The organism is Exiguobacterium sp. s191, assembly GCF_018618955.1.
GTDB classification, from domain to species: Bacteria; Bacillota; Bacilli; order Exiguobacteriales; family Exiguobacteriaceae; genus Exiguobacterium_A; species Exiguobacterium_A abrahamii.
Genome location: NZ_JACSNC010000001.1, coordinates 457,935 through 470,661, shown reverse-complemented (window position 1 = coordinate 470,661; position 12,727 = coordinate 457,935). Strand labels below are relative to the sequence as shown.

11 protein-coding genes are annotated in these 12,727 nt (G+C 48.8%); 2 read left to right on the top strand and 9 right to left on the bottom strand.

What is annotated here, in order from left to right:
* Positions 1 to 73: 73 nt before the first annotated feature.
* The 3 genes from KNQ09_RS02390 to acnA form a co-directional block, all read right to left on the bottom strand.
* Positions 74 to 781: a hypothetical protein gene (locus KNQ09_RS02390; protein WP_029341277.1), complete on the bottom strand. Its 708-nt coding sequence runs from the start codon at positions 779 to 781 to the stop codon at positions 74 to 76.
* Positions 782 to 971: 190 nt separating this feature from the next.
* Positions 972 to 1,439: a DUF3939 domain-containing protein gene (locus tag KNQ09_RS02385; RefSeq protein ID WP_133208052.1), complete on the bottom strand. Its 468-nt coding sequence runs from the start codon at positions 1,437 to 1,439 to the stop codon at positions 972 to 974.
* Between the two features lie 57 nt (positions 1,440 to 1,496).
* On the bottom strand, positions 1,497 to 4,223 hold the full coding sequence (gene acnA / locus KNQ09_RS02380; protein WP_064300185.1) for an aconitate hydratase AcnA: 2,727 nt from the start codon (positions 4,221 to 4,223) through the stop codon (positions 1,497 to 1,499).
* A 257-nt stretch (positions 4,224 to 4,480) separates the two neighbouring features.
* Here acnA and KNQ09_RS02375 point away from each other — a divergent pair, with 257 nt between their 5' ends.
* The gene (locus KNQ09_RS02375; protein ID WP_050678322.1) at positions 4,481 to 4,975 is read left to right on the top strand and encodes a hypothetical protein; all 495 of its coding nucleotides are present in this window, start codon (positions 4,481 to 4,483) and stop codon (positions 4,973 to 4,975) included.
* A 33-nt stretch (positions 4,976 to 5,008) separates the two neighbouring features.
* Here the strand turns inward: KNQ09_RS02375 and KNQ09_RS02370 are convergent, their stop codons facing one another.
* Genes KNQ09_RS02370 through KNQ09_RS02360 form a run of 3 tightly spaced genes read right to left on the bottom strand, consistent with a single transcriptional unit; the run spans position 5,009 to position 7,649 of the window.
* The gene (locus tag KNQ09_RS02370) at positions 5,009 to 5,578 is read right to left on the bottom strand and encodes a hypothetical protein (RefSeq protein WP_214857210.1); all 570 of its coding nucleotides are present in this window, start codon (positions 5,576 to 5,578) and stop codon (positions 5,009 to 5,011) included.
* Positions 5,579 to 5,611: 33 nt separating this feature from the next.
* Positions 5,612 to 6,796: an RtcB family protein gene (locus tag KNQ09_RS02365; protein WP_064300188.1), complete on the bottom strand. Its 1,185-nt coding sequence runs from the start codon at positions 6,794 to 6,796 to the stop codon at positions 5,612 to 5,614.
* Positions 6,797 to 6,827: 31 nt separating this feature from the next.
* On the bottom strand, positions 6,828 to 7,649 hold the full coding sequence (locus KNQ09_RS02360) for a LysR family transcriptional regulator (RefSeq protein WP_214857208.1): 822 nt from the start codon (positions 7,647 to 7,649) through the stop codon (positions 6,828 to 6,830).
* A gap of 107 nt (positions 7,650 to 7,756) precedes the next feature.
* On the opposite strand from KNQ09_RS02360, the gene KNQ09_RS02355 reads away from it, so the two are divergent.
* Entirely contained in the window at positions 7,757 to 8,995 is a 1,239-nt protein-coding gene (locus tag KNQ09_RS02355) for a purine/pyrimidine permease (RefSeq protein ID WP_149427056.1), read from the top strand.
* Between the two features lie 164 nt (positions 8,996 to 9,159).
* On the opposite strand, the gene KNQ09_RS02350 is transcribed toward KNQ09_RS02355, so the two are convergent.
* From KNQ09_RS02350 to KNQ09_RS02340, 3 genes are all read right to left on the bottom strand, one after another.
* On the bottom strand, positions 9,160 to 10,248 hold the full coding sequence (locus tag KNQ09_RS02350) for an MBL fold metallo-hydrolase (RefSeq protein WP_214724584.1): 1,089 nt from the start codon (positions 10,246 to 10,248) through the stop codon (positions 9,160 to 9,162).
* A gap of 122 nt (positions 10,249 to 10,370) precedes the next feature.
* Positions 10,371 to 10,832, bottom strand: a complete 462-nt coding sequence (locus tag KNQ09_RS02345) for a YflT domain-containing protein (protein ID WP_214857206.1) — start codon at positions 10,830 to 10,832, stop codon at positions 10,371 to 10,373.
* A 124-nt stretch (positions 10,833 to 10,956) separates the two neighbouring features.
* Complete coding sequence (locus tag KNQ09_RS02340; RefSeq protein ID WP_214857204.1) at positions 10,957 to 12,537, bottom strand: peptide chain release factor 3; 1,581 nt, start codon at positions 12,535 to 12,537, stop codon at positions 10,957 to 10,959.
* Positions 12,538 to 12,727: the final 190 nt, after the last annotated feature.

Here is a 12,727-nt window from a genome sequence, read left to right as displayed (position 1 = left end):
GAACCTCCTGCGTCTCGAAAAAACCGACTTTGTCCGCTACCGTTTCGTAGCGTCATCGCCGGTCGTTTCTTGTTTATTTTGCTTTTAACCAATCCGGATCGAACGTATCGATCGTTTCAAAACTCTTCATCTTGACAGAGTAGAACAATTTACCATTATTGCGTGACTCCGCACCGAGTACTTTCGAACGGTCGGAAGCGACATAATACGTTGCTTGTTCTTGGTTGTTTTCTTTATCGAAGATCGATGGATATTGTTTGATCCATTCTTCTGGTACCGTGCTCGACGGTTCTTTTTTCACATACACGTCCGCTGCCATTCCGGCGATGTCCGCTTCCCCTTCGACTTGTCCAAAGTCACCTTTGTTGATGAAGGCGAGGATCTGTTCGTTGAAGCCACGTGAGAGGAATGGGCGCGGCGCACTGACACTTTTGCCAGCTTTCGTCTCATTGACTAACTTCCCTGTCGCATCATACTCACGGAACATCGTCCCGTTCCAGATCGCAAGCGATCCTTTTGACGGACCGTCTACGACTTCTGTCCGGAAATGACCTTTGTCATTAAAGACGACTTCATACGTGCGTGATTCAAGTTCATCTTTTTTCGTCGCGAGCTTCTTCTCAACATATTGGATGCGTGTCATCGTATAAAACGGTTTGACCGTCGCGGCTTTTTCATCGCTTGCGGTCTGCGTCTTGTTCAAGAGATAAAAATTGTAGGCAAGGAGGATCGCCATTGCCACGATTGCTACTGCAATCCACGTGCTCGTTCGTTTCGTCATGCCATGTACACCTTCCTAGCTCAAGTCTCTATTCCTTATCATCGTATCGGTTTTATAAGGAGAATACAAAGGGTTTGTCCGAGATTTCACGATTTCTGACTAAATTCGTCAGACTTTTGAACAAATCTGAAAACGGTCAGGACGACAAAAAAAGGCGAACCGAATGAATTCGGTCCACCCTTGATTACGTTTATGCTTCCTTCGGCGTCAGCGAGACGATCATCGACTCATCGACCAAGTAATAGCTATGATGCGGCATTTCACGCAAATAGCCATCCTGAAACAACATCGCGCAGTCGACTTGGAACGTTTTGCTATACGGTTTCAACGGAAGTTTCTTCACCCGGTCAAAATAGCGATCGACGGCAACCTGGACATGATCCATCTCATAGACAAGTTCCCGGTCTTTTGCCTCCATGATGGTGAATGTCTCACGCGACATGTAAAACACTTGTGTCGAACGAACCTTTAAATACGGCTCCAACTGCTTTAAGTCGATGCGTTGCTCATTATCTAGAAGCACTGTCCGATTCGTCCCTTTCGGTAGTTCGGATTCAAAGGCATGCGTCGCTTGTTTGACTTCATCAAGCGTCACGTCACGCATCGGCAACGGCTGGTCGTCCTCCTTCGGTTGAAACCACTTCTTGAATCGGTTCACCTTTTTCCTCCTCTCGTCAAAAAAAGGTGGGGTTTCCCCCACCTTTGATTAGACAACTTATGCTTGTTGGAGACGCTCACGAAGGACCATTGGAAGGATCCCGCCGTGACGGTAGTAATCGATGTCGACTTCTGAATCGAAACGAGCAATCGCTTCGAATTCAGTGACTTTTCCATCTGCCGCTGTCGCTGTGACTTTAACGATGTCACGTGGACGAACAGACTCATCGATTGCGATGCTGATCGCTTCTTCACCTGTTAAACCAAGTGTTTCAGCTGTCGTGCCTGCCACGTATTGTAGTGGAAGAACACCCATCATGACGAGGTTTGAACGGTGAATCCGCTCGAAGCTCTCCGCGATGACGGCTTTGACGCCGAGCAAGTTCGTTCCTTTTGCTGCCCAGTCACGTGAAGAACCCATACCATAGTCTTTACCAGCAAGGATGACGAGACCTGTGCCATCTTCTTTATACTTCATCGCAGCATCGTACATCGCCATCGTTTCGCCTGTTGGCCAGTACGTCGTGAAGCCACCTTCTGTACCTGGTGCGACTTGGTTACGGATGCGGATGTTCGCGAACGTTCCGCGCATCATGATTTCGTGGTTACCACGACGTGAACCGTATGAGTTGAAGTCTTTTGGTGCAACCCCTTTGTTGACGAGGTATTGACCGGCTGGTGTCGTTTTCGAGAATGAACCCGCTGGTGAGATGTGGTCCGTTGTAACCGAATCAGCAAACTTACCGAAGACACGGAGTCCGTTGAGGGCTTCGACTTGACCAGCTTCCTTCGCCAAGTTCTCGAAGAACGGTGGGTTTTGGATGTACGTCGACTCACCGTCGAAGTCGTACTGATCCCCTGTTGGCACGTCAAGATTGTTCCAACGTTCGTTTCCTGTGAAGACTGAATCGTATTCTGCACGGAAGCTTTCTGGTGTGACGACCGTGTTGATGATCGTTTGGATCTCATCACGTGACGGCCAGATGTCAGCGAAGAAGACTTCTTGTCCGTCTTTGCCTGTTCCGAGTGACGCGTTCATGATATCGACGTCGACTGTTCCTGCAAGGGCATACGCGACGACGAGTGGCGGTGAAGCCAAGTAGTTCGCTTTAACAAGCGGGTGGACACGACCTTCGAAGTTACGGTTACCGGAGAGGACAGACGAAACGAGTAAGTCTGAACCGAGGATCGCGTCTTCGACAGCGCGGTCGAGCGGACCGGAGTTCCCGATACATGTCGTACAGCCGTAACCGACCGTGTTGAAGCCGAGTTCGTCAAGGTACGTTTGGAGTCCTGATTTCTCTAGGTAATCCGTAACGACCTTCGATCCTGGCGCAAGTGACGTCTTGACGTATTTCGGAACTGAAAGACCGAGTTCGATCGCTTTTTTCGCGACGAGTCCCGCACCGATCATGACGTATGGGTTTGATGTGTTCGTACAGCTCGTGATCGCAGCGATTGCAACGTCACCCGTACGCATTTCAACTGCTTCGTCTTCGAACTGAACGACAGCGACTTTGTCCGCTTCTTCTTCCGCTAAGCCGAATCCAGCGTTTCCTTGTGGAGCCGTCAACGCTTTTTTGAATGATGTATGAACATCCGTCAAATCGATCCGGTCTTGTGGACGTTTTGGTCCAGCAAGGGCAGGAACGATCGTTGAAAGATCAAGTTCAACTGTTTTCGTGAATGTTGGATCTTCGTTTTGTGGCGTGTAGAACAAACCGTTTGCTTTCGAGTAGTTCTCGACTTTTTCGATCAATTCTTCATCGCGACCTGTCAGACGAAGGTACGTCAATGTTTCTGTGTCGACTGGGAAGAATCCACATGTTGCACCGTATTCTGGCGCCATGTTCGCGATTGTTGCCCGGTCAGATAATGACATCAAGTGGAGTGATGGACCGAAGAACTCGACGAATTTACCGACGACGTTCTCTTGACGGAGCATTTCCGTTACACGAAGTGCAACGTCTGTTGCTGTCGTTCCTGGGTGCATCTCACCTGTGATGCGTACACCGATGACTTCTGGTACTGGGAAGAACGATGGCTGTCCGAGCATGCCCGCTTCCGCTTCGATCCCACCGACTCCCCAACCGAGGACGCCAAGACCGTTGATCATCGTCGTGTGTGAGTCCGTTCCGACGAGTGTATCCGGGTACACATCAACTGTACCGTCTGCTGTTTCCTTTTCGAGGACGACAGATGCCAAGTACTCGAGGTTAACTTGGTGGACGATCCCTGTTGCTGGTGGTACGGCACGGTAGTTATCGAATGCCGATGTCGCCCAGCGAAGTAATTTGTAACGCTCTTCGTTACGTTCGAATTCGAGATCCATGTTTTCTGCAAGTGCTCCAGCAAAACCGTAAGCATCGACTTGAACCGAGTGGTCAACGACGAGGTCGACTGGTACTTCTGGGTTGATGACCGATGGGTCTCCACCGAGATCTTGCATGGCTTTACGAAGTGACGCGAGGTCAACGACCGTTGGAACACCTGTGAAATCCTGAAGGATAACGCGTGACGGTTTGAACGGAACATCGACATCGTTCGAAACTTGAGCTGTTCCCCATTTCGCCAAGTTCTCGACGTGTTCACGTGTGATCGAACGACCATCTTGTTGACGAAGTACTGACTCGAGTAGGACACGAATCGAGTATGGAAGACGTTTGACTTCCGTCAATCCGAGTTCTTCCAATTTTTCAAGACTATAGTACTGATAATTCTTACCGTTTGCTTCAAACGAACGGCGTGCGCCAAAGACATCTTGCGACACATCTGTTTGCTTCATGGTGATTCCCCCTTTAAGTGTTCACGACATCAAGCCCCTGATACCGCTTACTTGTACAGTTCTATCATAGTATAATATGGATTCCGTTACAATTTGAAAGAACAAAAGACTTTCGATAAGTTTTACTTATTGCCGATATTAGAAAATTATTCTGTTGTCCTGTTTTTCTCATATTTCCAGTCATGCGTTTCCATTTAGAATGTTCAGGGTACTTAAAAAGTGTAGTACGATATCCGATTCTTGTGGAGGCGTTTATTATGGCGAAATATAAAAGCGATGCAACGCACGTCATTACGACAATCATTTTCAGTGATTTAGAAAAAGCAAAAACAGGCTTTGCGATGATTAAGGATCTCGAAGCAATCAAGGAAATCGAGATGGATCAGATGGTTCTCGCAAAACGTGACGAAGCAGAGGGCTTCTCTTTCATCGATGCCATCGACTTCACGCAGCAGGACCAATCCTTCAAAGGCTCATTGATCGGCATGGCAATCGGTGTCGTCGGAGGTCCGTTCGGTATGCTCGTCGGCTCCGTTGCTGGTTACTTGATCGGTGCGAATCGGGATGAGAAGAACGAGCGGGAATCGTTTGATTTATTCAACCGGACGCTGAATCAGATCAATCCTGACCATTACGGTGTCATCTTGATCAGTGAAGTCAACGAAGATTCCGAAGCCGTCAATGCGATCGCCGCTGAACTCGGAGCGACGATTCGCCGGACAGGTGAGACATTACCGGATGGTGCAGTCTAATCAAATCAGAGTTATCTTCTTTACGTTCTCGTTTTAGACGGGAACGTTTTTTAATTCCTGGATCACCTGTTTTGCTGCTTCCTGTGTCGTGTCTGAATCAACTTTCTGTAAAGAATTGTGTTGCACGGTTATGAGGATATTTTTGTAGCTGATGATGAGGAGCTCGCCGTAATCACCGTTTGATTGATACTGAACCAAATCATTGCCTATGTATCGATCCGTATACGCAAAATGAATCGCTAACTGCGTATCTTGTTTTTGGTTTTCAAAATAAAGTGTCTCCTGGGTCGATGGCGTGTCAATCGTTCCGTCAACCGTTAACCATCGTCTCTTCCCAAAACTCAAGGATTGGTCGACAGCCGTGAAGTCTGCACCGATCGTACTTCCCTTCAAATGAAACTGATCCATCTTCAAGTGTTCATTCATATGCTTGAACAGCCTTTCATACTGAACTGGATTTAAGATGGGGTGTTTCGTCTGATTCGTATGCGTAGTAGTTTTGACTTCTACTTTTTTCTGTTCCGTCGTGACCGCCTCATCCGTGCATCCAGCGAATAAAAACACACTTGAAAACAGAATCAGCATAGTTCCCTTATAGTTCATAGAATATCCTCCTCCATTGTTGATACCCTTCCATCATTTCGCCTTAAAGTTGTATAGCGGTTTAATGATCTCGACGACATCGACCGTTTCTTTCGTATTACGGATGATTTCGTCCATCGGTTTGTAGACGAACGGCGACTCGTCACGCGTCGATGCGACGACTGAACTTGACCAGACATCGGTCATCGTCTTTTCGAACGCATCCAGTTCAACTGTTTTGAATGCTTTTGACCGCGACATGATGCGTCCTGCTCCGTGTGGCGCGGAATAGTTCCAATCGGGATTTCCTTTTCCTACGACGATCAAGGAACCATCACGCATGTTCATCGGAATGATTGCCCGCTCGCCGGCTTTTGCAGAGATGGCACCTTTTCGTAGAATCATCGCGTCAAGATCGATGTAGTTGTGAATCGTATCGAACTGATCCGCAGCCGTCCACCCCATCGCTTCAAAAATAACTTCGGTCATCGCCTGACGGTTCAGTGCCGCGTATCGTTGCGCAATCTTGAGATCATGCAGATAGCGCTCCATCGCTTCGCCGGAAACAGATGCTAAATCTTTGTTAAACGTAGACCGCTTTTCCTTCAATTGCTGTAAGGTGGCTTGAATCTCCGACTCGCGCCCCGCTTGCTTTAATTCCCCGATAACTTGATCCGCGTCAAATTGGAAGCGTGTCGTTTCCGCTTCTGCCTGATAATGTTCAGCGATCGTTTTCCCGAGATTTCGGCTTCCGGAATGAATCACAAGATAAAGCTCGCCTGCCGCGTCCTGATTCAGTTCGATGAAGTGATTTCCTCCACCGAGCGTACCAATCGATAATCGTGCCCGTGTCTCGTTGAACGGTGCGAGTACTTGATCAAATGGTACCTGTTCTGATAATGGATGGGCTTTTTGACGTACCGACATGCCACTTGGAACGAGACGCTGAATCGTCGCGTCAAGTTCCGCATAATCGATTGGTTCTTGTTCAGCAAGTCGTGTACATAACATGCCACAACCGATATCAACACCGACGAGGTTCGGTACGACCTCGTCCGTCACATGCATCGTCGTTCCGATGACAGATCCTTTTCCAGCATGGCAATCCGGCATGATCCGGACGCGACTGTCTGTCGCAAATTGTTCCTCTAACATAGCTGTGACTTGCTTAATCGTCAGGTCGTCGACGTTATCCGTGAAAATCTTCGCTTCCCCATACGTGCCTTGAATCGTTTTCATACGATCGTTCCTTTCTTTCCTATCCATTTAATTATTCTGCTGTTTCCTTCATGATTTCAATGAATTGTTTTGTCAGTGTCGTCGGTCCCGTCTCCGTCAACCAGACGAAGGCTGTCGTACTCGCGGCACCGGATAGATATGTCTGGTGCAGTCCTGTCATATCCAGTTCCCGCAACGTACTCTCCGGCAAAACGGTCACCGCCTGTCCACTGCGGACGAGTCCAATCAGCGTCAAGACATCGGAACACGTCTCTTGCGATACGACGCCGAGCCTTTGACTTAACGTCTGAAAGACACCGAGTCCTTCCTGACTCGGAATGATGAGATCCGCAGTCGGGTGATCCGGGTGCCAGACTTGATGAAACGGTTCTTCTTCCATCCATTCAATCGAAATCCCTTGCGCATCAATCGGCAGACGGACGAACGCTGCATCAAGCGACCGCTCTTTCAACCGTTCGATGAGCGCACTCGATTCTCCTTGGTGGACTTGTAAGATAATGCCAGGATGTCGTCGTTTCATCTGTTCAATCCATTCGACGAGCCGACTGGCTGATAATGTGTTGACACCAATGCGCAAGATTCCCGTTCGCCCGGCTTCGATGTCGCTCACTTCCATCCGTGTCTCCTGTTCAAACTGCAGCAAAGAAACCGCTCGTTCATATAAGCGGTTGCCGCTTGGGGTAATCCGGATCCCGCGTCCTGCCCGCTCAATCAGACGAACGCCTAGCTCTTCTTCCATCCGCCGGATTTGCTGCGTCAAGGCAGGTTGTGCCATCCGTAAGCGCTCCGCTGCTCGCGTGACGGATTGTTCCTCGACGACCGCACAAAAATAGCGGTACTGGCGTAAATCCATATTCATCATCTCTTTCATATGTTTTCATGTATAAAGATATATGAATCATAACATCAATCATATGCTATGATGCAGGAATATCTGAAGTTTAAGAAAGGAGCTTTTTCATGAAACAAACGACTTCTACCTTCCAGTGGATCGTCTTTTTACTCGCGAACACGATTGCTTTACCAATCGTCGTCGCCAGTCTGTTCGACCTCTCATCAGTTGAGACTGCTGCCCTTGTCCAACGGTCGTTCTTTGTAGGCGGGATCGCCTGTTTCCTACACGGAGCCTTCGGCCACCGGCTTCCGATCGTATCGGGACCTGCCGGATCATGGGTCAGCATCTTCGTCGTCATCGCCGCACTACCGGTCGATTCAAAAACGGCCTTTACGATCGCGATGGCAGCCGTCGTCATTGCCGGCGTCGTCCTCATCATTCTCGGTTTGACAGGATGGACGAAATACTTACTACCCGTCTTCACACCGCTCGTCAGCGGAACATTTTTGCTCTTATTATGTATTCAATTAACAGGCGTCATGCTCGGTGCCGTTCTTGCCGTCGAGGCAACACGTCTCGCCGGAATCATCACGTTCTTGCTCGTACTCGGACTCAGCCAATTCGGACCGAGTCGCTTACGTCCGTTTGCCTTGATGATCGGAATCATCGTCGGTTGGCTCGTCAGCCGTCCGTCGCTTCCTGCATCGTCTAGTTTGTTCGCACCACCGCAAGCGTTACCGTTCGGATGGCCACAGTTTGACGGCAGTGCATTCCTTGTCGCGATTCCGTTCGCGATTTTGCTCGTCGTCAATTTAATTGCCGCTTTAAGCGCCGTCGAAGCGACGCTTCAAAAACAAGGACGTCTGCACCAAGGATTATCCATCGAAGGTGTCATTCATTTACTCGCTGCTACGTTCTCGACGCTGGTGCCAGTTCCTTTACCCATTACGAGCGGATTCATCGCGCAAACGGGAAGCCGGAAACGTCGCCCGTTCTTGATTGCCTCGCTCGTCATCGCGTTGATCGGTTTCTTCCCAAGCTTGATCGGTATTATCGCAACATTACCGCGTAGCGTCGCGAGTGCCGCGTTGCTTGCGACATTGCCACACATGTTCCTGATTGCTTGGCAGTCTGCGGAAAGTAACATGGAGAATAGCCGTCGCCGCCATGCGTTTGCAATCAGTGCTGTCATCGGCATCAGTATCTTGTTACAATCAACCGTCATCGCAGAAGTCCTGCCTTTGACACTTCGTCCGTTCCTCAGTAACGGATTACTCGTCGGTACGATGCTTGTGCTCGGTTTCGAAATCATCGAAAAAGTTCGCTCTCGTCGCGCGAAACAGGCTGATCGATTAGCGAGCTAAATGGTTTTGTACGACCGGACGATGTCATCATCCTCGCTTTTCTATAAGAGTCGAGGATGAACATCTCATCTGTTTATTCACCTAAAAAAGTAGACTTTTCGAGTCACATCGAAAAGGCTACTTTTTTCTCATTTTATTCGATTAAAATCAAAAAGCTATTTTACTCAACGCACTTCCCGCCACCATTTTCGTGTAGTGCTCTCGGGTGTCACACTCTCCCCAATCATCGGAGTCAGAACCGGAATCTCATCGCGTTTCGCTTCCTTGAGCAACCGTTCGACCGGCTCGAACCATGCATGAAACGCGAGGATGAAGGCAGACCAGTGAATTGGCATCAGGACGCGACCTTTGACGTCACGATGTGCTTGAACCGTTTGTTCCGGTAACATATGCGAATTGGACCACCGGACATCGTACTGCCCACATTCCATCATCGTCAGGTCAAACGGACCATATTGTTCGCCGATTGCTTTAAAGTGTGGACCATATCCACTATCGCCACTAAAGAAGACCTTTTGCGAGCCTTCGATGACCCATGACGCCCATAGCGTTGAAAATTGATCAAGACCATTTCGCCCTGAATAATGGCGCGACGGAGCCGCTGTCAGTTTGATGCCACCGACTTGTGTCGATTCATGCCAGTCGAGTTCCGTGATTCGCTCAGCTGAGACGCCCCATCCACGGAGACGACTCCCGACACCGAGCGGCACGATGAAGCGACCGACTCGATTTTTCAAGGCGAGGACGGATGGATAATCCAGATGATCATAATGATCATGCGAATAGACGACGACATCAATCAACGGTAAACGTTCGAGATCAACCGTCTGCGTCGTTTGAAAACGTCCTCCGCCCAGCTTCGGGAACGGTGATGGTGCGCGCCCGAGCATCGGGTCAAAGAAAATCGTTTGCCCATCGAGTTCGAGTAAAAATGCCGAATGCCCGAACCATGTGACACGTGGTGTTTCGCTATCGTCTTGACGTCGCTGATACGGAAGCGTCGGTAACGCTTTGACAGGACGCAGATTCGGAATGTTTCTTCCGTAATCCTTTAAGATACTTTTCATCGAGTCCCATTCCATCTTCAACTGGAAATCCATCTCATTTTTGAACTTCCCGTCGACAAAACGGTCTGATCGTTCGAAACTCCGCCGCTCTGCACGGCTTGGTCGTTTCCCGAACACCGGGTATCGGTTGATGAACCAAGCACTGGCAAGACCGATTCCTGCTAAAGCTGTCACTATTTTTTTCATGTCTTATCACCTCTTCGATGCTCTCAGTATAGCACCTCGATTCCCCACACATCTCGCTTTGCGACTCCGGATCCGAGAAAAAAAGTGAAGATCACCGATATCGGCGCCTTCACTTCTAGGTATTAGTCGAGATCGTCCGCTTTCCACTTCGCCCGGTCGCTCTTCTCACCGTCCCCGCGGTGATCGGATTCATAGGCATTGTTCCCCGGATTTTCGACCTTGTTATCATCGTGCCGATGGTCATGATCGTGGTCATGGTGATGATGGTGATGGTGCTCATGGTCATGGTCGTGATCTCGATCCTTGACGAACAATGCAAGACCGCCACGCTCGACTTCTGCGTAATGCCGTTCTGCCTCATCGTCCGAATGTCCGACACGTTTTAATGTCTCGCGGAGCGGTGGTTCTTTAGAAAATTTTGATTTGACCTGATCAATCCAACTCGCACCCGATGCTTCGTCTGCCGCGTCATCTCGACCGACGACAGAAAAATCCGAATCATGATGCCCCTGTTGTTTCAATTCCTCGATTTTTCGTTCCAGACTCGATTGATCCTGATAGATTCCAACAAACCGTTTCGCCATCACATGACACCTTCCTTTTTCATATGAATTCAAACTCGCTCTGTTTTTACCCTTGTTCGCTTGCCATCAAACGAGATTTCAGGAACGAAAAAACGGACCACTTCGAAAAGTAGTCCGTCAAAGCTTAGAGTTGTTGCGGTGAATCGACCAATGTGATTGTTCCTTCGTTTTTCTGAACGAACCGCTCGTAGACGAAATCATTCGCGAATAACAACACGGCATTCTCCCAACGGTCGTAGACGAGAACCGTCCGAGAATCCGTCAATTGTTTGACGGCAGCGACTTCTGCTGGCTTGATCCATTTCGCGACTTGGAAGTTCGCGGCATCCTTCAAGATGTCAACGCCATACTCGCCTTTGAGCCTGTGCTCGAAGACTTCGAATTGGAGTTGTCCGATTGCTCCAAGGATGATTTCGTTGTATTCCGTTTTGTAGACCTGGATCGCACCTTCTTGCGCGAGCTGTTCGACACCTTTTTGGAACTGTTTCGACTTTAAGGCGTTTTTCGTGTAGACCTTCAAGAAGAGTTCTGGTGCGAACGTTGGTAGTGCCTCATATTGTAATGATGGATCACCGTTCGTGATCGTATCACCGATTTGATAGTTGCCTGAATCGTACAACCCGATGACGTCTCCTGCGAACGCTTCATTGACTGTTTCCCGCTCATCCGCCATGAATTGTGTCGATTGAGATAACTTCATCTTCTTGCCTGTCCGTGTCAAGACGACGTCCATTCCACGATCAAATTTACCCGTACAAATACGGACGAACGCAATCCGGTCACGGTGGTTCGGGTTCATGTTCGCTTGAATCTTGAAGACGAAACCGCTGAAGAAGTCTTGTGCCGGCTCGACTTTCCCTTTGTTCGACTCGCGTGGTGTCGGTGAAGGAGACAAGTTCAAGTAATGTTCAAGAAGTGGTGTGACACCGAAATCGACGAGTGCTGATCCGAAGAAGACTGGAGTCAGTTCACCTTTTGCGATCAATTCTTCATCGTATTCGTTACCTGCGCCGTCGAGTAAGTCGACTTCATCCATCAACGTCTCGTACATTTCCGAGTTGATCGTCGTCGCGAGTTCTTCGTTTGCGAGACCTTCCTCGCCGAGTTCGATCGTCTTACGATCATTTTTAAAGCAGTGGAATTGTCCTTTGACGCGGTCATAGACCCCTTCGAACTGTTGACCTGAACCAGCTGGCCACGTCACAGCAACAGACGGGATGCCGAGGACTTCTTCGAGTTCTTCCATCAATTCGAGTGGGTCACGCGCTTGACGGTCCATCTTGTTGATGAACGTAAAGATTGGAATCCCGCGCATCCGACAGACTTGGAACAGTTTCTTCGTTTGTGACTCGATCCCTTTCGCCGCATCGATGACCATGATCGCTGAGTCAACCGCTGTCAGGATTCGGTACGTATCTTCACCGAAGTCCGAGTGACCTGGTGTATCCATGATCGAGACGATCTTTTTGTTGTATTCGAATTGCATGACCGAAGACGTAACTGAGATTCCGCGTTGTTTTTCGATTTCCATCCAGTCTGATTTCGCAAATTTCGAGTTTTTCCGTGCTTTGACAGAACCTGCCTCACGGATTGCCCCTCCGTGCAGGAGGAATTTTTCAGTTAATGTCGTCTTACCCGCATCCGGGTGGGAAATGATGCCGAAAATCCGACGCTTTTCGACTTCCGTTTGTAGAATGTTTGTCATGTATGGTAGTTCCTTTCACCGATATATTCAAAAGTCCGATCAATCTTTTTCGCAACTAGTCTATCATACCGAATTTTCAAGGTCTCGTCCATTTCACTTCATTGACTCAATTTTCAGATTTAAAGTTGACAATTCATCACGATCTTCTTTACGATGACTAGGAAGTTCACTATTACAGAAGGAGGAGACG

Bases quoted from the DNA above. Each gene is read 5' to 3' on its own strand.
- KNQ09_RS02390 (WP_029341277.1), bottom strand. From the start codon at position 781: ATGACGAAACGAACGAGCACGTGGATTGCAGTAGCAATCGTGGCAATG.
- acnA (WP_064300185.1), bottom strand. From the start codon at position 4,223: ATGAAGCAAACAGATGTGTCGCAAGATGTCTTTGGCGCACGCCGTTCG.
- KNQ09_RS02375 (WP_050678322.1), top strand. From the start codon at position 4,481: ATGGCGAAATATAAAAGCGATGCAACGCACGTCATTACGACAATCATT.
- KNQ09_RS02370 (WP_214857210.1), bottom strand. From the start codon at position 5,578: ATGAACTATAAGGGAACTATGCTGATTCTGTTTTCAAGTGTGTTTTTA.
- KNQ09_RS02365 (WP_064300188.1), bottom strand. From the start codon at position 6,796: ATGAAAACGATTCAAGGCACGTATGGGGAAGCGAAGATTTTCACGGAT.
- KNQ09_RS02360 (WP_214857208.1), bottom strand. From the start codon at position 7,649: ATGGATTTACGCCAGTACCGCTATTTTTGTGCGGTCGTCGAGGAACAA.
- KNQ09_RS02355 (WP_149427056.1), top strand. From the start codon at position 7,757: ATGAAACAAACGACTTCTACCTTCCAGTGGATCGTCTTTTTACTCGCG.
- KNQ09_RS02350 (WP_214724584.1), bottom strand. From the start codon at position 10,248: ATGAAAAAAATAGTGACAGCTTTAGCAGGAATCGGTCTTGCCAGTGCT.
- KNQ09_RS02345 (WP_214857206.1), bottom strand. From the start codon at position 10,832: ATGGCGAAACGGTTTGTTGGAATCTATCAGGATCAATCGAGTCTGGAA.
- KNQ09_RS02340 (WP_214857204.1), bottom strand. From the start codon at position 12,537: ATGACAAACATTCTACAAACGGAAGTCGAAAAGCGTCGGATTTTCGGC.